Origin of the sequence: Bartonella sp. AU16XJBT, from assembly GCF_028618665.1 — a bacterium.
GTDB lineage: Bacteria > Pseudomonadota > Alphaproteobacteria > Rhizobiales > Rhizobiaceae > Bartonella.
Genome location: NZ_JAQITF010000006.1, coordinates 55,718 through 76,388 on the forward strand (window position 1 = coordinate 55,718; position 20,671 = coordinate 76,388).

A 20,671-nucleotide genomic window follows, 5' to 3' on the forward strand; every position below is an offset into this window, starting at 1 on the left:
AGTACTTTGCAGATGGAACTTGTTTCTAAGTATTTTTAAATATTCAATGGAAACATGATAATAAAAATTAGACATTGATGTATTATAAGTATGATAACATATTATAGAATATTATGTGAGGTGTTTCTTCAAGGATTTTAGAAAGTATAAAAGAATATTAATGAGAATATATGGAACAGAGGGTGGCAGATAAAATTTCTATATCGGATATAACGATGGAAAATCCGGCACGGTTTATTAATCGAGAGTTTTCATGGCTACAATTTAATAATCGTGTTTTGATGGAAGCGGCTAATTCGAAACATCCTTTATTAGAGCGGCTACAATTTCTTTCGATTTCAGCAACAAATCTTGATGAGTTTTTTATGGTTCGTGTTGCTGGTCTTGCAGCTCAAATTCGTGTTCATGTTACAACGTGCAGTGCAGATGGGTATACCCCACAGGAACAACTTGATATTGTGCTCGCTGAGATTTCCAAATTGCAGGCTCATCAACTCCAGGAATTGAATGTTTTACGTGATGAATTAAAAAAGAATGATATTGAAATTATTTGTTCTGATGATCTTTCAGAAGCCGAAAAATCATGGCTTGAAAAATATTTTCTTGATAAAATTTTTCCTGTTCTAAAACCTTTGCCGGTTGATTCTACGCATCCCTTTCCCTTTATCCCTAATTTAGGGCTTTCTTTAGCACTTCAATTGTCTGAAGGAACAGACCAACATGCACGTACAGTGTTGTTGTCCATTTCAATGCTTCTGAGGCGTTTTATTCTTCTTCCTCAAGAGGGTAATCATTTTCGTTTTATTGCATCTGAAGATGTTATTTATCTTTTTATCAAATATCTATTTCCTCACGATGAGGTTAATGGAATGGGTACATTTAGAGTGATTCGGGATAGCGATATTGAAGTAGAAGAAGAAGCTGAGGATCTTGTTCATTTTTTTGAAAAGGCTCTTAAAAGGCGGCGGCGTGGGCAGGTTATTCGCGTTGAATTTGATGCAAAAATGCCAGAGAATTTGCGCCAATTTATAGTGAATTGTCTTGCTGTTCCTGATAACTGTATTAATGTTCTTGATGGATTTTTGGCACTTAATATGGTCTCAGAGATTGTTTCTATTCCCCGTGATGATCTCAAATTTATTCCTTATATTCCTCGTGTTCCAGAATCTATTCGTAAACATAATGGGGATTGTTTTACAGCTATTCGTGAAAATGATCTCGTGATTCATCACCCCTATGAGACATTTGATGTTGTTGTCCAATTTTTACGTCAAGCTGCTGGCGATCCTGATGTTGTGAAAATCAAACAAACACTTTATCGTACATCAAATGATAGCCCAATTGTTAGCGCTTTGATTGAAGCCGCTAAAGGGGGAAAGTCTGTGACTGCTTTGGTAGAACTTAAAGCACGTTTTGATGAGGAAGCAAATATTCGTTGGGCAAAGGATCTTGAATGTGCTGGAGTTCAAGTTATCTTTGGTTTTATTACCTTAAAAACACATGCCAAGATGTCTCTGGTTGTGAGACGTGAAGGAAAACGTCTTTGTTCTTATGTTCATCTTGGAACAGGAAATTATCACCCCGTGAACGCTAAAACTTATACGGATCTTTCTTTTTTTTCCACGGATGATGATATCGCTCATGATGTTGCGTTATTGTTCAATTATATTGCGCAATATGAGCGTCCACGTGAAACAATGAAGATCGCTTTTTCGCCTTTGACATTGCGTGGTCGTATTTTAGAGCATATTGAAGGAGAAATTGCTCATGCACAACGAGGAAAGTTTGCTGCTATTTGGATAAAAGTGAATGCATTGGTTGATCCTGAAATTATTGATGCTTTATATCGTGCTAGTCAAGCAGGGGTACAGATTGATCTGGTTGTGCGAGGGATATGTTGTTTACGTCCTTGTATTCCAGGAATTTCGGATAATATTCGTGTAAAATCAATTGTCGGGCGTTTTCTTGAACATAGCCGTATTTTTTGTTTTGGGAATGGGCAAGATTTGCCTAACGAAAATGCACTTGTTTACTTAGGCTCTGCTGATATGATGCCTCGTAATCTAGACTACCGTATTGAAATATTGGTTCCAATTTTTAATAAAATGGTGCGGCGGCAGATTCTTTTACAAATTATGCTAGCTAATCTCATTGATAATCAACAAAGCTTTGATATACTTAAAGACGGAACATCAAGACGTATCACACCGCAGAAAGGTGAAAGTCCGTTTAATGCGCAGGAGTATTTTATGGCCAATACAGGTTTTGCGGGGAAAAATGAGTCTTTTGAATCTTCCATTTCACGCTTGGTTGCGTTGCATCGGCAACAAGCTGAAATGCATAAAGACTGAAATCCAATGACGTATAGAGATGCTCAAGGTAGGCTAAAAGGACGTAAGCCTGTTGCTGTTATTGACATTGGATCAAATTCTGTTCGGTTGGTGATTTATGAAGGGCTTGTTCGCTCACCAACGGTTTTGTTTAATGAAAAGATTCTTTGTGGTCTCGGTCATGGTGTGGCAAAAACGGGATTTTTAGAAGAAAAATCGATGGAAATGGCGTTGCAAACGCTCAAACGATTTCGTACGCTTTGTCGACAGATTGGGGCAGATGAGGTCTATACTTTAGCAACGGCAGCAGCACGAGATGCAAAAAATGGCGTCGCATTTATTCAAAGTGCTGAAGATATTTTACAAAATAAAATATATCTGCTTTCAGGAAGTGAAGAAGCGATGTATTCCGCCTATGGGGTTATTTCTACTTTTTATCAACCAAAGGGACTTTCTGGGGATCTTGGTGGTGGAAGTCTAGAACTCATTGATATTGATCATTCTGATGTCGGTGAAGGGATAACGCTTCCATTAGGGGGATTGCGGCTACAGTATATGTCAAATAATGATAGTGCGGTTGCTGCAAAAATTGTACATGAACAATTTTATAAATCTTCTGTTGCACGTACGCGTAAAGGTATGGCACGTTATTTTTATGCTGTAGGAGGAACATGGCGTAACTTGGCAAAACTCCATATGGCAATGAAGCACTATCGGCTCCCTGTTATGCATGGCTATGAAGTTGATGCCATGGAAATGGAGAGTTTTTTACGTCTTGTAGCAAGCGGTAATATTGATAATATGAGAGGGATTGCGGCGGTTTCACAGAATCGTCGTAAACTTTTATCGTATGGGGCTATTGTCCTTATTGAACTCATTCAGTGTATGGGGTTTGAAAAGATAATCTTTTCTGGTGCTGGCGTTCGTGAAGGTTTTCTTTATTCACGCTTGCCGCAGGCGATTCGACTTTCAGACCCTCTCATTGCTGCGTGCACAGAAATGGCTATTTTACGGGCACGTTCACCAAAACAAGCAGAAGAACTTATTGATTTTACGACGAATGCCTTTGAAGTTTTTGGAATTTCAGAAACTGAAAATGAATGCCGTTATCGTCAAGCGGCTTGTCTTCTTACCGATATTGGTTGGCGTATACATCCAGATTATCGAGGCAATGAAGCAGCCAATCAGATAGCATTAGGATCTTATCCAGGAATTTCTCATGAGGGGCGCCTTTATGCAGCGCTTGCTGTTTTTTTTCGCAATACCAGTTTACTGGTTGATAAAGAATCTCTTCCCATCTTTCAATTAGCAACACAAAATATCATTGAAAAAGCACGTATTCTTGGTGAAACAATGCGTATTGCTCATCTGTTTAGCGCTTCTGTTGCAGGAATTTTACCTCATTTATTTTGGCATAAAAAAGCAGATCATATTGTTTTGCAGATCCCCCAAAATTACGCTGGATTATTGGGAGAACGTCCTCTTGGACGATTAAAGAAGTTATCAAAATTAATAAAACAACCTCTTGCTTTTGAAATTTCTTGATTTTTCCTTCTCATTTATTCGCGTTTCATATCTTAAAAGGTTAGGTATTTTAGTTTCTATGCTCGTTCATTTTTAATGATTGGATTGTAATTTCGATAAGGATTTTTTTATATAATAAAATGACGTAAGGTAATATCTTTTCATGCTTTTCTATTATGCTAAGCGACTATTTTTGTAATGAAACGCGCTTTTATTATAAGAATTTTTTCTTTTTAAAACTTTTATAAGAAGCTGCTGTTTTTTAATTTTTCTTAAACGAGATTGTTATTTGGTTGGCCTGACAAAAAATTTAGCTATTCTTTTTAATACGCATTCACTATTTAGGTTTTTAAATTTGTCAGCAGCAGACTTTATTTATCCTATTTTCCTTGTCCTGTAGCACATGCCCATTGATATAGATAAGTAGTGTAATGGATTTTTAAAAATGAGAATGTTTTAAATTTACTCGGAGATTCTTTTACATCTTTCAATTAAAATCGATTTAATAAGATGCAGTTGCAAAATTTTTCTCTTTTAATTTTCTACTCATTTTGACATAAAATGCCCCCCTCTTTAGAAGATCTTATGGAAATCTCAGAATGTGGGGGAAATGTAAATTAAAGCTGTTTTGTGCTTATTTTCCCATCGTTAAAGTAAAACCCTATCTGTCCCTTTAGCAGTTGTTCAGCTTTTTGACCAAATATTTCATAGCGCCAGCCATTCATAGCGGGGATATTTTTCTTTATTCCTCCATTAGCGATTTTTTCTAAATCATTAGATGTTGCAATAATTTTAGGAGCAATGCTGTTTTCGTTTGCAACAAGTTTTAATAATACTTTAAGTAGATCGATAGCAGCGGTTGTCGTATCGTTGAGTGGGTTATGTTTAGGAATAGGGGGCAAAGTAGAAAGATCGACCTCTAAGCCTTCGTGGACAGCTTTGATTAATGATGAGGCAATTGAGCGTTTATCCCAATTCTTATTAAGACTGCGCAACCGTTTTAACGCAGACTCGTCTTTTGGTTGTTGGGTGGCTATTTCTATAAGACATTCATCTTTCATGAGATGGCGACGTGGCATATTGCATTTTCGTGCTTCACGTTCACGCCAAGCAGCTATCTTTTGTAATACCGCAAGTTCACGCGGTTTTTTAACTTTTCCTTTCACTTTTTTCCATGCTTCATCTTCCGGCATATCATAGGTTTTAGGATTTAAGAGGATTGTGATTTCATCATCCATCCAGTGAGTCCGTTGACTTTTTTCTAACCTTTTTTTCAAGAGGAGGTAAACATCTCTTAAGTAGGTTACATCGGCAAGGGCGTAGAGCAGTTGTTTTTCAGACAGCGGGCGACAACTCCAATCTGTAAAGCGAGAGGATTTATCAAGATGATGCCCTGTGCAGCGTTGTACAATTTGATCATAAGAGATCGAATCACCAAATCCGCAAATTGACCCTGCTATTTGTGTGTCGAAAAGAGGGGAAGGAATAACGCCTCCAAGATAATAAATCGTTTCAATATCTTGACGGGCAGAGTGAAAGACTTTGACAATTTTTTTATCGATCATAAGATCAAAAAATGGTTGTAAATCAATATCTGGTGCTATGGGATCAATCAGAACTGTAACGTCTGGTGATGCGAGTTGGATTAAACACAGTTGAGGCCAAAAAGTTGTTTCGCGGATAAACTCAGTATCGACTGTTACAAAATCAGAGTTACGTAGAGCGTTCAGTGCAATTTCAAGATCTGTTGTTTGTGTAATAAGATTCATCATTCTATTATAATTCGATATATTAAATTTGTCTTTTATTGACTTTATTTTCGCGTTTTTATTCTCATATCTTGACAAATGGTACTTAAAAAGCGTTTGTAACGCATGTGAATATTATAATCAAAGGCAAAAAACATGCACCGTTATCGCAGTCATCATTGTGCGGCTCTTCGTAAATGTGATGTAGGAACAAAAGTTCGTCTTTCGGGATGGGTTCATCGTGTTCGTGATCATGGAGGAATTCTTTTTGTGGACTTGCGTGATCATTTTGGAATCACACAAATTGTTGCGGACCCTGCGTCGCCCGCTTTTAAAATTATTGAAAAAGTGCGTGCTGAATGGGTTATTCGTGTGGATGGGGTGGTATGTGCTCGTTCTGATGAGGTTATTAATGCAACACTTCCAACAGGTGAGATTGAAATTTTTGCACAAGAGGTAGAAGTTCTTTCAAAATCTGAAGAGCTTCCTTTACCGGTTTTTGGTGAGCCTGATTATCCAGAAGATATCCGATTAAAATATCGTTTTCTTGATTTGCGTCGGGAGACTATGCACAAGAATATCATGCGTCGCACTGAAATTATTGCGGCTATGAGACGGGCTATGCAAAATAATGGTTTTACGGAATTTACAACACCGCTTTTGACAGCCTCTTCGCCGGAAGGTGCACGTGATTTTTTAGTTCCAAGTCGTGTTCATCAGGGAAAATTTTATGCCTTACCACAAGCACCACAGCAATATAAACAGTTGTTGATGATGTCTGGTTTTGATCGTTATTTTCAAATTGCACCATGTTTTAGAGATGAAGATCCGCGGGCCGACCGTCTTCCTGGTGAATTTTATCAATTAGATATTGAAATGAGTTTTGTTGAACAGGAAGATGTTTTAGCAACTATGGAACCCATTATGCGTTCTATTTTTGAAGAATTTGCAGATGGAAAAACTGTGACACAAAATTTTCCTCGCATTTCTTATGATGAGGCAATGCGGAAATATGGTTCTGATAAGCCTGATCTACGGAATCCAATCATTATGAAAGATGTGTCTCAGCATTTTTATAATTCTGGTTTCAAAGTTTTTGCTCAGATCTTAGCGAATGATGAGAATGCACAAGTATGGGCTATTCCGGCTAAAACGGGTGGAAGTCGTGCTTTTTGTGATCGTATGAATGTATGGGCACAAGGCGAGGGGCAACCGGGGCTTGGTTATATTTTCTGGCGCAAAGAAGAAGGAAAATTTGAAGGAGCAGGGCCTATCGCCAAAAATATTGGTGAGCAGCGCACTGAAGCGCTTCGTATACAACTTGGACTTGAAAGTGGTGATGCTTGTTTTTTTGTGGCTGGAGATCCAAAAAAATTCGCATCTTTTGCTGGAGCAGCCCGTACACGGGTAGGAGAAGAATTAGACCTTGTCGATAGAGAGCGTTTCTCTTTAGCGTGGATTGTTGATTTTCCATTTTTTGAATGGAATGAAGATGAGAAAAAGATTGATTTTGCACATAATCCTTTTTCCATGCCTCAAGGGGGAGAAAATGCTCTTGAGTGTCAAGATCCTCTTACGCTTAAGGCTTTTCAATATGATCTTGTTTGTAATGGTTATGAGATTGCATCCGGTGGAATTCGTAATCACTTACCAGAAATGATGCTTAAAGTTTTTGAACGCGTAGGGCTTTCTAAGGAAGTTGTGAAAGATCGTTTTGGTGGTCTTTATCGTGCATTCCATTATGGGGCTCCACCCCATGGGGGTATGGCTGCGGGAATTGACCGTATCATTATGCTGTTGCAAGGTGTTAAAAATTTACGTGAAGTTGCTTTATTTCCTATGAATCAACAGGCTCTTGATCTTTTGATGAGTGCTCCATCTGATGTTTCTTCTACACAATTACGGGATTTAGGAATCCGCATGGCTCCTTCTCACAAAAATAGTTCATAAAGTTGATTTATAGATTGTTGTCATCTTTCTCCGTAGCTTGAAGGTTTTGATGCCTTTCCAAGGGCATATGTGTTGTTTGTGGATTTAGAGAAGCAAAAAAATGCTATTGTGTTAATCCTTCAAGCGGCATTATTTCTAAAGAAATATCTCTCAATGCTCTCGAGCTTGTTTTAGGATACTCGCTCTGTGAAGGATATAATTTAAAAGCCTCATGAGTGGTATAAAGGGCATATTATACAGCACAATCTGTATTGAATAAAGGAGAAGCTGTCATTCTACTTTTTAGGGTTTAGTGTTGCTGACAATTTTTGTATGCAAATAGTCTCACTATTTTATTCCTTGCTTGGATAGTCGCTCTTCCCTTTATATAAGTAGGGAAATGGGAATGATTGATTTATCATAAACTAATAAGCTTTGAATATTTTTTAAGTTTTTCTACGAAAAACTGGATGGCGTTGTTATTACAATTTATATCTGTAATAAAAGATGATGTTTGAAAGGTGCTTTTATCATTCCCAAAAGGATGAAATAGCTCCTTGTGAGCCGTTAAATTATATCGTCGGATTTGAAGAAGTTTTCAATAAGGTTTTTGTTTAGAATAATTTGCATTCAAAATATATTTTCAAGGAAATTGTTATTGTCGGAAAGATTATAAAAATTTATTTCACATCGTTTTGAAAAGTTATGTCATGACTCCAGTTCGCAATTAATAATAGCATTGTTTTATAGATTTTTATTTATTTATAAAAATGTTTGTCGTTTTCCTTAACAATGAAAATATTTTCTATTTCTTTTGGTTTATTTTGTTTTTTACCTCTTAAAGAGGATATTGAAAGAATTTTTCGATAATATATTAAATGTTTTCATATATTGTTTAGGACAAGGGGGGAGAACATGTATAAATTTTTCAAATTGATATAATTTTCTGTTCATGTTCTAATTACAACGTTTATTTTTATGTCGTTGACTTTTAATAAAAAAGTTTACTCATAAAAATTTGCATTAAATAAATCCTACACAATAATTTTTTTATTATTGTGGGAATTTTTGTTTTAATATTATGTCTGATAAAATGAATTTACCTTTTGATAAAGAACATATTGAGCCAATAGAGTTACGTTCTGCTTTAGAGGAACGCTATTTGGCTTATGCACTTTCTACGATTACGCATCGTGCATTGCCTGATGTGCGTGATGGATTGAAACCTGTCCATCGGCGAATTGTTCATGCGATGCGTCTTCTCAAACTGAATCCTGGACAGTCTTATGCGAAATGTGCGCGGATTGTCGGTGATGTCATGGGAAAATTTCATCCTCATGGGGATGCATCTATTTATGATGCTTTGGTACGCTTGGCTCAAAGTTTTGCGGTTCGTTATCCGTTGGTTGATGGACAAGGAAATTTTGGTAATATTGATGGTGATAATGCTGCGGCTATGCGTTATACGGAAGCACGCATGACTGAAGTGGCTGCGTTGTTGCTTGAGGGAATTAATGAAAATGCTATTGATTTTCGTTTGACCTACAATGAAGAAGATGAAGAGCCTGTTGTTCTACCAGGTGCTTTCCCTAATCTTTTAGCCAATGGTTCTTCAGGTATTGCTGTTGGTATGGCAACATCTATTCCTCCTCACAATGTTGCTGAGCTCTGTGATGCGGCGCTGCATTTGATTGCACACCCTGATACGCGTGATGAGGATTTAAATCAATTTGTGTTGGGACCTGATTTTCCAACCGGTGGCATTTTGGTTGAGCCTAAAAAGAGTATTGAGGAATCTTATCGTATAGGGCGAGGTTTTTTTCGATTGCGCTCACGTTGGCATCAGGAAGCTGGTAGCCGTGGTTCTTATGTGATTGTTGTGACTGAAATTCCCTATCAAGTTCAAAAGTCACGTCTTATTGAAAAAACTGCGGAATTGTTGCTTGCGCGGCGCTTACCAATGCTTGAGGATATTCAAGATGAATCAGCAGAAGATATCCGCATTGTGCTTGTTCCTAAAAATCGGTCGGTTGATCCTGAACTTCTTATGGAATCCCTTTTTAAATTGACTGATTTTGAAGTAAGATTTCCTCTTAATCTTAATGTTCTATCTTTGGGAAAAATACCGAATGTTCTCTCGCTGCGAGAAAGTTTGCAGCAATGGCTTGAACATCGTCAAGAAGTGCTTATTCGACGCTCTCATTATCGACTTGATCAAATTGATGGCCGATTAGAAATTCTTCATGGGTATCTTATTGCCTATTTGAATCTCGATGAGGTCATACAGATTATTCGTGAAGAGGATGAACCGAAAAGGAAGTTGATTAATCGTTTTGAATTAACAGAAAATCAAGCTGAAGCTATTCTTAATATGCGCTTGCGTTCTTTACGGAAGCTTGAAGAATTTGAAATTCGTAAGGAGTTTGAAACTCTTAAAGCTGAAAAAGAAAAACTACAGAATTTGTTAGATTCTCCTATAAAACAATGGAAAATAATTTCAGAAGAAATTAAAAAAGTTCGCAACACTTTTGGTTCTGAAACGCTCTTAGGAAAAAGACGTACGACATTTGAAGAAGCGCCAAGACATGATCTTGACGACATTCAACAAGCGATGATTGAAAAAGAACCGGTTACTGTTGTTATTTCTGAAAAGGGGTGGATGCGTGCTTTGAAGGGACATTTAAACGATTACAAAGCGCTTTCTTTTAAAGAAGGAGACAGTTTAAAGTTAGCATTTCCGGCATTTACGACCGACAAGATTGTGCTAATAAGTACTGGTGGAAAGTTTTTCACACTTGGTGCAAATAGTTTGCCTGGAGGAAGGGGACATGGTGAACCCATTCGTCTTTTAGTTGATATGGATGATGAGCATGATGTTCTTACAGCTTTTGTGCATCATGTAGAAGAAAAATTGCTCTTGGTTTCATCTTACGGAAATGGCTTTATCGTTCCTGCTGCAGAAGTAATTGCCAACACACGAAAAGGAAAGCAAGTGATGAATGTGAAATCTCCTGATAAGGTAAAGCGTTGTGTTCCGGTTCATGGTGATCATGTTGCCGTGGTTGGTGAAAACCGCAAAATGCTTATTTTTTCTATTGAACAAATACCAGAAATGAATCGTGGTAAAGGGGTTCGTTTACAACGTTACAAAGAGGGGGGAATTGTTGATGCCAAGACTTTTAATTTATCAGAAGGCTTAAGTTGGCAAGATACAGCTGAACGAATCTTTAACCGTCAAGCTGATGATCTCATTGAATGGATGGGAACGCGTGCGGGTGTTGGGCGTCTGGTTCCAAAAGGATTTCCAAAATCAGGAAAATTTATCAATTAAATAATAGAGCGTTTTTATTTCAAGCCTATAAAAGCGTAAAGAAAAATGTTTATGTGTTTTTATTATACGTTAATATATTGATTTATAAGAATAATTAAACATCATTTCATCTTAAATGAGAGGCTATAATATCCATGGATTTTCTTATTTTAATCTTGTTTATGTTGAAACAATCAAAATGATCCGTTTGCACATCACGAGTGAGTTGATGTTATAGATGAAGGTTTATAAATAAAAGAATTAAAAATATTTTTTATGAGCTATTTTAAGTACCAAGAGCTGTTTTAACATTGGAAACAGAATAATATAATAGGTTTACATGCTTCATAAGTGTGAGGATGATAGAATGGTTTTTATACATTTTATTGTTTTACCATTATATATTTATGGGGACTGTCGTGAAATGATTTTATGTTTTGAGAAGTGTATTTTAAAAATGAATATTTAATTCAAGAGTGTCGTATTTGGAGGTATTTTGTTTTGTGTGAGAGGCATCTCTCTCTTCTTCAAGAGAGATGTTATTAATCTTCTCTTAAGCATGTTCATTCGTTAGGATTATGATGATATTGCCTAAAGAGATGACCACGTTCAGCCCATAAGACAAGCAGAATAGCGATGAGACTTAGAAAGAAAAATCCTGCTGAGTTTGGGATGGTTGTTTCATCAAATTGTTGGGCAATAAAAAAGCTCAGTCCTGCACCGATAGATGTTTGAAGAAAGCCCGATACAGAAGAGGCTGTACCAGCAATTTCGCCCAAAGATTCTAGAGCGAGTGTATTGAAATTGGCCATAATGCCCCCGCAGGTAAACATTAATATACAATATAGAGTCATATAAAAAGGAAAAGGGATAACGCCATCTGCTAAGATGGATCCAATAAACCAAATACATGAAGTGGCACAAAAGAGCAAAAGCATCGTATGGGCAATACGTCGCATTCCAAGACGTCCGACAAGTTGAGAATTCATAAATGATGAAAAAGCTTGAAATGCGGCACCGATGGCAAATGCTATCGGAAACCAAAAGCCTAAGTTATAAATTCCTTCATAGGTTTGTTGTGATGTATTAACAGCAATAAAAATGCAGCCTAAAATGATGGACGTTGCGAGTGTGTAGCAAAGAGTTGTACGATTTGTCACAACAATCCATAAGTTGTGTTTGACTGAAGAAAAGGAAAGAGGGCGTTGTTCATGAAGTGTTTCAGGCAAGCGGAATAGAATCCAAATCATTAGCCCGAAACCAATCATTGCCATGAAAATAAAAATAAATTGCCAATGTCCGAGCAGCAAAATGATTTGTTGTCCTGTTGCGGGACCAACCATGGGTGCAACAAGAAAAACCATCATAACAATAGACATAACCTCTGCCATTTTTCGACCACTGTAGAGATCACGTACAACAGAAACCGTAAGGATACGCATAGACGCGCCTCCAATACCTTGCAAAACACGTAAAATAAGCAGAAGAGAAAAATCCGTTACAAAGGCACAGCCAATCGCCGTAAATGAATAAAAAGCAAGCCCAATAAGTATAAGTTTACGTCGCCCATAGCGATCGCTTATCGGACCGAAAAATATTTGAGCAATACCATAGCTAATAAGATAACTCGAAATGATATAATGTTGATCATTCTCGTTGAGAACATTTAAGCCTTCCAAAATATTAGGCATAGCTGGCAACATAATGTCTACAGCTATAGCATTAATAGCCATGAGCGAAGCAATAAGAATAACAAATTCTTTATAGCCAATTTTTTTCTTAATCGCATCACTATGCGTCTGTTCATCAACTGAATATGACATATGGCATCCTTGAAATAAAAATTTCGTCTGAAAACAGCTCTTTTTACGAGTCTGAATAAATGAAAGATACCTATGATCGATTACAAGGAATATTCTTTTCTTTTAGAAGTTCCTGTAACTCATTGTTTTGAAACATTTCTTTAACAATATCACAGCCTCCAATAAATTCACCTTTGACATAAAGCTGTGGAATTGTTGGCCAATTTGAGTATTCTTTGATCCCTTGACGCAATTCGTCAGAAGTCAGAATATTAATACCTTTATAATTCAATCCTAAATAATCAAGGATTTGAACAACTTGCCCTGAAAACCCACATTGTGGAGCCTCAGGTGTTCCTTTCATGAATAAAATGACGTCGTTTGTTTTAATCTCGTTGTCAATAAAATCATGAACAGTGGTCATTTTTATCCCTCGATATTTCAGATTTTTATAAGTATGCAATTATATTCGTATTATTTTTTAATCTTATTGAATGGATGAATGCAAGAAGAAATTTTAGATTATTTTGGGGTATTTGTTTGCAACATTAAGGCATGAAGGTCATTTCCCATATTGCCTTTAAGGGCATCATAAACCATTTTATGTTGCTGAACACGGGTTTTACCACGAAAACTTTCAGAAATAACTTCTGCAGCATAATGCTCCCCATCTCCAGCAAGATCACGAATTGTTACAGTAGCATCGGGAATACCTTCACGAATAAGCGTTTCAATTGCATGGGCACTCATTGCCATCACTATTCTCCTATATTGTTCATTTTTTTGTAAGAGCTGTTTCACGAGAAAGATAAATTTTTACTCTTCACCCATAAATTGTGGAAACCAGTTCTCATAGGCCTGTGTAAGACTTTCTACTGAAAGTGTTAATATCCCATCTATATTAAGAGAATCTCCCTCAACATGACCCATTTCTGTTAAAGAAATGGCATGGGTTTTTGCATGCTTTTTAAGATTATTGAGAGCATCAGGTTTGACGGCTAAAAGATAACGTCCTTGGTCTTCTCCAAAAAGTTCTGCATGGTGGGGAGATTTATTACTTAATTTTATTTTGATTCCTTTACCTGCTTTAATGACCATTTCTGCAAGTGCAATCGCTAGTCCGCCATCAGAAATGTCATGAGCGGCATGAACAAAACCGTTATGAATGACATCTCGAATAAATTGACCATGCTTTTTTTCAAGTTGCAAATCTACAGGGGGAGGGGCGCCTGCATCAATATTTAAAATGTCACGTGCATAAATTGATTGTCCTAAATGAGAACCGCAATCTCCCACTAAAATAATATGATCTCCATTTTGCATACCACTTATTGTTACCATTTTAGACCAATCACTCAGAAGTCCTACACCAGCAATTGTGGGGGTAGGAAGAATAGCTTCTCCATTTGTTTCGTTGTAAAGAGAAACATTGCCTGAAACGATAGGAAAGTCGAGGATTCTGCAAGCTTCTCCTATACCTTTAATCGCAAAAACCAGTTGCCCCATAATTTCAGGTTTTTCAGGGTTGCCAAAATTGAGATTATCTGTCGCAGCCAGTGGTGTTGCACCTGTCGTGCTAATATTTCGCCAGCATTCTGCGACAGCTTGCTTTCCTCCCTCATAAGGGTCTGCTTCACAATAGCGCGGTGTTACATCAGAAGAAAAAGCAAGAGCTCGTTTACTCTTATTGCTTATGCGGATAACGCCAGCATCACCTCCTGGACAAATGAGGCTATTTCCTTGGATAAGAGTATCATATTGTTCATAAACCCAGCGCCGTGAACTTTGATCCGCCGAATTCAATAAGGTCATAAGTGCAGCACCAAGATTCTCAACTTTTTTGAAGTCTTCTGCTTTCAGAAGTGCTTTTTTTGCAGGTTCACTCCAAGGACGGTCATAAACAGGTGCTTCATCACCAAGTTCTTTAATGGGAAGATTGACAACTTCTTCTCCTTGATGAAATACACGGAAACGTAGATCATCGGTTGTTTTTCCAATAATGGAAAAATGGAGCCCCCACTTATGAAAAATTGCTGCTGCTTGCTTTTCTAGCTCTGGTTTTAGGACCATGAGCATACGCTCTTGGCTTTCAGAAAGCATCATTTCATAGGCTGTCATGTTTTCTTCACGAACGGGAACTGTATCGAGATTAAGCTGTATTCCTAGATTTCCTTTTGCACCCATTTCAACGGCAGAAGAGGTGAGACCTGCTGCCCCCATATCTTGGATAGCAACTACAGCTCCAAGTTCCATGAGCTCTAAACATGCTTCAAGAAGACATTTTTCTGTAAAAGGGTCACCTACTTGAACAGTTGGGCGTTTTTCACTGATTGAATCATCAAATTCAGCAGAAGCCATTGTTGCTCCACCGACACCATCTCGCCCTGTTTTTGCACCAAGATAAACAACAGGGAGTCCGATACCTTGTGCTTTAGAATAAAAAAGGGCGTCTGTCTTTGCAATACCGGCGACAAAAGCATTAACGAGGATATTGCCATTATAACGCTTATCAAAATTGATTTCTCCACCAACCGTTGGAACACCAAAAGAATTGCTGTACCCCCCTATTCCAGAAACAACGCCAGCAACAAGATGGCGTGTTCGGGGGTGATCCGGAGCACCAAAACGCAATGCATTCATCGCCGCAACAGGACGGGCGCCCATCGTAAAGACATCACGCAAAATACCACCAACCCCTGTTGCCGCCCCTTGATAAGGTTCAATATAAGAAGGGTGGTTATGACTTTCCATTTTGAAAACAACACATTGTCCTTCACCAATATCGACAACACCAGCATTTTCACCAGGCCCTTGAATGACACATTTTCCTTCTGTCGGAAGAGTCTTGAGCCATTTTTTAGAGGATTTATAGGAACAATGTTCGTTCCACATTGCAGAAAAAATTCCCAGTTCAGTAAATGTCGGTTCTCTCCCGATTAAAGTTAGGATACGTTGATATTCATCCTCTTTTAGGCCGTGTTGGGCAATGAGCTCTGGTGTAATCGTGATGTTATTGCAAGGATTCATGGGTATTTATCCGTCAAATTAATCGAAATTTAGCATTTTAATTCTTTTAATCTAGCAGCTTAGATTATGGAAAACTACGTGATTTAATAATAAAAATATTCATAGATCGTAAGCTGAAGATTTTGTTCGTTTGGTTGGGTGGACTTCAAGACCAAAAACAATCTTAAATAATTAAGTGTTTAGAAAATAATATCCATTGTTATTTGTAAAGAACTTCATTCATAAATTTACCACATGAAAAATGATATAGACCTTTTTTTTTTTACAATTATAGAGGACAAGGATTTTTGTGGCATCATCCATTGGCTAATTCTAAAGCACTTTGAAAAAGTAAACGACCGTCAATCCCTCCATGAGCCGGTTCAATAAGGTTTTCAGGATGGGGCATCATACCAAGAATATTACCAGCTTTATTAACAATACCAGCAATATCTTTTATTGAGCCGTTAGGGTTTGTATTTTCTGCGTAGCGAAAAACAATTTGTTCATAGTCTTCCATCTGCTTTAATGTTTCATTGTCAACAAAGTAATTCCCATCGTGATGAGCAACAGGACAACGAATAATTTGTCCTTTAGAATAATATCGAGAAAATTTTGTCTTGGCATTAACGACTTCAAGTTTGACTTCACGACAAACAAATTTTAAGGAAGCATTACGCATTAAAGTTCCAGGGAGCAATCCAGCTTCCAACAAAATTTGAAATCCATTACAAACGCCTATTATAGTAATACCTTTTTGTGCTTTTTCACGAATAGCTTTTAAGACGGGGGTTCGCGCTCCAATAGCACCACACCTTAAGTAGTCGCCATAAGAAAAACCACCAGGAATAATAATAACATCTACATCTGGAATTGTTGTCTCTGTTTGCCAAATTTTGAGTGGCTCAACTCCTGTTATATGATGCAATGCTACAACCATATCTCGGTCGCGATTTAATCCAGGAAGTTGAATGATGGCAGTTTTCATGAGTATTCCACTTAAAGAAGTTCGATAGTATAATTTTCAATGACAGTATTTGCGAGTAACTCTTCACACATCTGCTCAAGTTTTTTCTTGGCGGTTTCAGAAGGTTGATCATCAAGAACAATATCAAAAACTTTTCCTTGACGAATGGAGTGAATACCTTCGAAAGCTAAACTTTTTAAAGCACCGACAATAGCTTCTCCTTGTGGATCAAGGACGCTTTCTCTTAAAGTAACTGTAATGCGTGCTTTCATTTTTGGCTTCCTGTTGTTAAAAGAACCTCTCCTTTGAAGAGGTGTATTTATAGAAGATGGTAATTATTTTACCTTATTTTACCTTGACGAAGTTTTTTACTTTACCAAGACAGGACCACTTGGCCGAGCCGGTTCATTTTCATTCATAATACCAAGGCGTTTGGCAACCTCTTGATAGGCATTAATAAGCCCCCCCATATCACGACGAAAACGATCTTTATCCATTTTTTCTCGTGTTTGCATATCCCATAATCGTGCAGAATCAGGTGAAATTTCATCAGCAAGAACAATGCGCATTGTTTCATCTTCCCACAGGCGACCAAATTCCATTTTAAAATCAATTAATTGGATGTTGACACCGGCAAAAAGCCCAGAAAGAAAATCATTAATACGAATTGAAAGCTGCATGATATCTTCTATCTCTTGAGGGACAGCCCATCCAAAAGCAGTGATATGTTCTTCTGTCACCATGGGATCATCAAGAGAATCATTTTTATAATAGAACTCAATGATGGATTGCGGGAGTGGGGTTCCTTCTTCTAGTCCTAAACGCTTAGCAAGAGAGCCTGCTGCAACATTGCGAACAACAACTTCCAATGGAATGATTTCCACCGCTTTAATAAGCTGTTCGCGCATATTTATGCGTTTGATAAAATGTGTTGGGATACCCAAACGCCCAAGATGGCTAAAAATGTGTTCCGAAATTCGGTTGTTTAAGACCCCTTTTCCGTCGATAATTTCATGTTTTTTTGCATTAAAGGCTGTGGCATCATCTTTAAAAAATTGAATATAGGTTCCTGGTTCAGGTCCTTCATATAAAATTTTGGCCTTGCCTTCATAAATACGGTGGCGACGATTCATTACGATTCTCTATTGATCTTGAGAGGTTTTTAATAACATTGGTAAATGATACTATCCTAATTGATAGAAATTCTCAATGATATTGCTATGATACTTTTATAATTTTTGTCATAATACATCGACCCAAAGGTGGAGATGAGAGAGGCGATGAGAAAAGAATCACCTCTTTGAGATCAAATTTTTGCAAGAAAGTGAGAGAGGACCATAAGCCCTTCAGGCCAAGGTCCGTGCCCAGATTCTGCGTTAATATGGCCAGAATACCCAGCATCAACAAGGAGTGACCCCCAGTCATTGGCAATTTTTTCTGCGACTGAAAATTGACAAAATTCATCATTACGGCTGGCTATGACAATAGAAGGGAAAGGCAACTTTTGACGATGATAGGGACCAAACGTCATTAAATGTTTGGGACGTATTTTCTCATTGGAGACATCGGGAGGCGCAACAAAGAAAGCGCCACAAACTTTTTCCGCATTTTGTACAGTTGCATGAAGTGCGGTAGGAACGCCTAATGAATGAGCAATAATCATAACAGGCCTTTGAGCTTGTGCGATGGCGGTTTTAACTTCATTAACCCACTCTTCGCAAACAGGTTTTGACCAATGGGCTTGTTCTATGCGGTGGGCTGTCGACAGTTTTTTTTCCCAACGTGTTTGCCAATGATCAGGACCAGATCCTTTGTAGCCAGGAACAATAAGAATATCGAGTTGATTTGCTTTCATGAATTGTTTTCTTTGTTACAATAGGTTTTTGATCATAGATGGAATAGATTTGGGCTTTCTATGTTGATTGTTGTTCAAAAACACGTTTAAAAATCGTATTGATATGTTTGGTGTGGTAAGAAAGATCAAATTTTTCTCGAATCTCTGCTTCGCTTAAAGCTTTGCTAACATCTTTGTCGTTGAGCAGTTCTTCTAAAAAATCTTTTCCTTGTTCCCAAACTTTCATCGCATTTCGTTGTACAATCCGATACGAATCTTCACGACTAATTCCTGCTTGTGTGAGTGCTAAAAGTACCCGTTGTGAATGAACAAGACCTCGGAATTTATTGAGATTTTTTTGCATGTTTTCCGGATAGACAATGAGATTTTCAATGACAGATGTGAGGCGAGAAAGAGCAAAATCAAGTGTAATCGTTGCATCAGGGCCGATATAACGCTCGACAGATGAGTGAGAAATATCACGTTCATGCCAAAGTGCTACATTTTCCATGGCAGGGAGTGCAAATGCACGGACCATACGGGCTAACCCTGTTAAATTTTCTGTTAAAACTGGATTGCGTTTATGAGGCATTGCCGATGAACCTTTTTGCCCTGGTGAGAAGTATTCCTCTGCTTCGAGAACTTCTGTTCGCTGTAAATGGCGTATTTCTATCGCTAACCTTTCAATAGAGGATGCAATAACACCAAGCGTTGCAAAAAACATAGCATGACGATCTCGTGGTATAACTTGGGTGGAAACGGGTTCAGCACGCATCCTCAAGGCTTTTGCGACATGTTCTTCAACGCGTGGATCGATATTGGCAAAAGTTCCTACCGCTCCTGAAATCGCGCAAGTAGAAATTTCTTCACGTGCAGCAAGAAGACGTTTGCGACAACGAGAAAATTCGGCGTATGCGAGAGCGAATTTGACTCCGAATGTTGTTGGTTCAGCATGAATGCCGTGACTCCGCCCAATCGTGATGGTTTCTTTATGTTCAAAAGCACGTTTTTTTAAGGCTTCAAGAAGTTGGTCTATATCTTTGAGCAAAATATCACTCGCACGCATCAATTGAATGCTCAGCGTTGTATCGAGAACATCAGATGATGTCATGCCTTGGTGGATAAAACGTGCTTCGGGTCCAATGAATTCAGCAAGATGGGTTAGAAATGCAATAACATCATGTTTGGTAATGGCTTCAATTTCATCAATACGATTGACATCAAATTCAGCGGCTGCCCCTTTTTCCCAAATGACTTTGGCGGCTTCTTTTGGAATAATCCCCAGTTGAGCAAGGGCATCACAGGCATGGGCTTCAATTTCAAACCAAATACGATATTTCGTTTTGGGAGACCAAATTGTTACCATTTCAGGGCGGGAATAACGTGTGATCATCATTTTTTTCCTTGTTGTGCGAGGATTGCGGCTTGACGCAATGCATTCATGCGTGTTTTGTAAAGCTCTTTGTTTCCATTTTTATAAATTGCAGAGCCTGCGACAAATACATTTGCACCAGCTTTTGCAGTTATTCCAATTGTATCAACGGTGATTCCACCATCAACTTCAAGATCAATAGGGCGGTTTGCGATCATGCTTTTAACGCGCTTAATTTTATCTTTTATTTCTGGAATAAAATTTTGTCCACCAAAACCGGGATTGACCGTCATAATGAGGATGAGATCTAATTGATCAAGCAAATATTCAAGGACATGTTCAGGGGTGCTTGGATTGAGTGCAATGCCTGCTTTTTTACCCATTGCTTTGATTGTTTGGAGTGAACGGTGAAGATGGGGACTTGCTTCAGCATGAATGGTTATAATATCTGCGCCAGCTTTTGCGAAAGCTTCCAAATAAGGATCAACAGGTTTGATCATCAGGTGGACATCAAATGTTGCTTTGGTTAATGGGCGCAGAGCTTTGACGATTTCAGGGCCAAAGGTGATGTTAGGAACAAAGTGTCCATCCATGATATCAAGATGAAGCCAATCTGCACCAGCATCAACAACATCTAATATTTCTTGTCCAAGTTTAGAAAAATCAGAAGCCAAGAGTGAAGGTGAAATGAGATGAGAATGGGGCATAAAAATCTCCTTGATTGGCTGTTTTTATCATGTCGCTGTGTATACACAAATATCTTTTGTGTTATGACGAAGCAGAAAAATACGTATTATAGATCTTTTTATAGAAAGATCGCTTGAAATTTTAAAGTTTGATAAGTGAAAG

The 20,671-nt window shown here is 37.9% G+C and carries 15 protein-coding genes; 4 read left to right on the forward strand and 11 right to left on the reverse strand.

The window, feature by feature from the left end; translation table 11 throughout:
• Positions 1–170: 170 nt before the first annotated feature.
• Positions 171–2,351, forward strand: a complete 2,181-nt coding sequence (locus PVV66_RS04975) for an RNA degradosome polyphosphate kinase (RefSeq protein WP_273717989.1) — start codon at positions 171–173, stop codon at positions 2,349–2,351.
• A 6-nt stretch (positions 2,352–2,357) separates the two neighbouring features.
• A complete protein-coding gene (gene ppx / locus PVV66_RS04980; protein ID WP_273717991.1) occupies positions 2,358–3,875 on the forward strand; it encodes an exopolyphosphatase in 1,518 nt (505 codons plus the stop codon).
• Positions 3,876–4,471: 596 nt separating this feature from the next.
• On the opposite strand, the gene rnd is transcribed toward ppx, so the two are convergent.
• The gene (rnd, locus tag PVV66_RS04985) at positions 4,472–5,626 is read right to left on the reverse strand and encodes a ribonuclease D (RefSeq protein ID WP_273717993.1); all 1,155 of its coding nucleotides are present in this window, start codon (positions 5,624–5,626) and stop codon (positions 4,472–4,474) included.
• Between the two features lie 132 nt (positions 5,627–5,758).
• On the opposite strand from rnd, the gene aspS reads away from it, so the two are divergent.
• Together aspS and parC are read left to right on the forward strand one after the other, a co-directional pair.
• A complete protein-coding gene (aspS, locus tag PVV66_RS04990) occupies positions 5,759–7,552 on the forward strand; it encodes an aspartate--tRNA ligase (protein WP_273717995.1) in 1,794 nt (597 codons plus the stop codon).
• A gap of 1,060 nt (positions 7,553–8,612) precedes the next feature.
• Positions 8,613–10,862 carry a DNA topoisomerase IV subunit A gene (parC, locus tag PVV66_RS04995; RefSeq protein WP_273717997.1) on the forward strand — a complete coding sequence of 750 codons (2,250 nt, stop codon included), beginning with the start codon at positions 8,613–8,615 and terminating at the stop codon, positions 10,860–10,862.
• 542 nt (positions 10,863–11,404) lie between these two features.
• Here the strand turns inward: parC and PVV66_RS05000 are convergent.
• From PVV66_RS05000 to rpe, 10 genes are all read right to left on the reverse strand, one after another.
• Complete coding sequence (locus PVV66_RS05000) at positions 11,405–12,664, reverse strand: multidrug effflux MFS transporter (RefSeq protein ID WP_273718000.1); 1,260 nt, start codon at positions 12,662–12,664, stop codon at positions 11,405–11,407.
• Between the two features lie 70 nt (positions 12,665–12,734).
• Positions 12,735–13,067, reverse strand: a complete 333-nt coding sequence (gene grxD, locus PVV66_RS05005) for a Grx4 family monothiol glutaredoxin (RefSeq protein ID WP_273718002.1) — start codon at positions 13,065–13,067, stop codon at positions 12,735–12,737.
• A 98-nt stretch (positions 13,068–13,165) separates the two neighbouring features.
• The gene (locus PVV66_RS05010) at positions 13,166–13,399 is read right to left on the reverse strand and encodes a BolA family transcriptional regulator (protein WP_273718004.1); all 234 of its coding nucleotides are present in this window, start codon (positions 13,397–13,399) and stop codon (positions 13,166–13,168) included.
• A gap of 60 nt (positions 13,400–13,459) precedes the next feature.
• Positions 13,460–15,670: a phosphoribosylformylglycinamidine synthase subunit PurL gene (purL, locus tag PVV66_RS05015; protein ID WP_273718006.1), complete on the reverse strand. Its 2,211-nt coding sequence runs from the start codon at positions 15,668–15,670 to the stop codon at positions 13,460–13,462.
• Between the two features lie 295 nt (positions 15,671–15,965).
• Positions 15,966–16,637 carry a phosphoribosylformylglycinamidine synthase subunit PurQ gene (gene purQ, locus PVV66_RS05020; RefSeq protein WP_273718009.1) on the reverse strand — a complete coding sequence of 224 codons (672 nt, stop codon included), beginning with the start codon at positions 16,635–16,637 and terminating at the stop codon, positions 15,966–15,968.
• A gap of 11 nt (positions 16,638–16,648) precedes the next feature.
• Positions 16,649–16,888, reverse strand: a complete 240-nt coding sequence (gene purS, locus PVV66_RS05025) for a phosphoribosylformylglycinamidine synthase subunit PurS (RefSeq protein ID WP_012231894.1) — start codon at positions 16,886–16,888, stop codon at positions 16,649–16,651.
• 96 nt (positions 16,889–16,984) lie between these two features.
• On the reverse strand, positions 16,985–17,749 hold the full coding sequence (purC, locus tag PVV66_RS05030; RefSeq protein ID WP_273718013.1) for a phosphoribosylaminoimidazolesuccinocarboxamide synthase: 765 nt from the start codon (positions 17,747–17,749) through the stop codon (positions 16,985–16,987).
• 173 nt (positions 17,750–17,922) lie between these two features.
• Positions 17,923–18,471, reverse strand: coding sequence for an alpha/beta hydrolase (locus PVV66_RS05035; RefSeq protein WP_273718015.1), 549 nt, complete (start codon positions 18,469–18,471; stop codon positions 17,923–17,925).
• A 58-nt stretch (positions 18,472–18,529) separates the two neighbouring features.
• On the reverse strand, positions 18,530–19,843 hold the full coding sequence (gene purB / locus PVV66_RS05040) for an adenylosuccinate lyase (RefSeq protein WP_273718109.1): 1,314 nt from the start codon (positions 19,841–19,843) through the stop codon (positions 18,530–18,532).
• Positions 19,843–20,529 carry a ribulose-phosphate 3-epimerase gene (gene rpe / locus PVV66_RS05045; protein ID WP_273718016.1) on the reverse strand — a complete coding sequence of 229 codons (687 nt, stop codon included), beginning with the start codon at positions 20,527–20,529 and terminating at the stop codon, positions 19,843–19,845. The genes purB and rpe overlap by 1 nt, the downstream gene beginning before the upstream one ends.
• Positions 20,530–20,671: the final 142 nt, after the last annotated feature.

Bases quoted from the DNA above. Each gene is read 5' to 3' on its own strand.
- grxD (WP_273718002.1), bottom strand. From the start codon at position 13,067: ATGACCACTGTTCATGATTTTATTGACAACGAGATTAAAACAAACGAC.
- rpe (WP_273718016.1), bottom strand. From the start codon at position 20,529: ATGCCCCATTCTCATCTCATTTCACCTTCACTCTTGGCTTCTGATTTT.
- PVV66_RS04975 (WP_273717989.1), top strand. From the start codon at position 171: ATGGAACAGAGGGTGGCAGATAAAATTTCTATATCGGATATAACGATG.
- aspS (WP_273717995.1), top strand. From the start codon at position 5,759: ATGCACCGTTATCGCAGTCATCATTGTGCGGCTCTTCGTAAATGTGAT.
- purC (WP_273718013.1), bottom strand. From the start codon at position 17,749: ATGAATCGTCGCCACCGTATTTATGAAGGCAAGGCCAAAATTTTATAT.
- PVV66_RS05000 (WP_273718000.1), bottom strand. From the start codon at position 12,664: ATGTCATATTCAGTTGATGAACAGACGCATAGTGATGCGATTAAGAAA.
- ppx (WP_273717991.1), top strand. From the start codon at position 2,358: ATGACGTATAGAGATGCTCAAGGTAGGCTAAAAGGACGTAAGCCTGTT.
- PVV66_RS05010 (WP_273718004.1), bottom strand. From the start codon at position 13,399: ATGGCAATGAGTGCCCATGCAATTGAAACGCTTATTCGTGAAGGTATT.
- parC (WP_273717997.1), top strand. From the start codon at position 8,613: ATGTCTGATAAAATGAATTTACCTTTTGATAAAGAACATATTGAGCCA.
- purB (WP_273718109.1), bottom strand. From the start codon at position 19,843: ATGATCACACGTTATTCCCGCCCTGAAATGGTAACAATTTGGTCTCCC.
- purQ (WP_273718009.1), bottom strand. From the start codon at position 16,637: ATGAAAACTGCCATCATTCAACTTCCTGGATTAAATCGCGACCGAGAT.
- purL (WP_273718006.1), bottom strand. From the start codon at position 15,670: ATGAATCCTTGCAATAACATCACGATTACACCAGAGCTCATTGCCCAA.
- PVV66_RS05035 (WP_273718015.1), bottom strand. From the start codon at position 18,471: ATGAAAGCAAATCAACTCGATATTCTTATTGTTCCTGGCTACAAAGGA.
- purS (WP_012231894.1), bottom strand. From the start codon at position 16,888: ATGAAAGCACGCATTACAGTTACTTTAAGAGAAAGCGTCCTTGATCCA.
- rnd (WP_273717993.1), bottom strand. From the start codon at position 5,626: ATGATGAATCTTATTACACAAACAACAGATCTTGAAATTGCACTGAAC.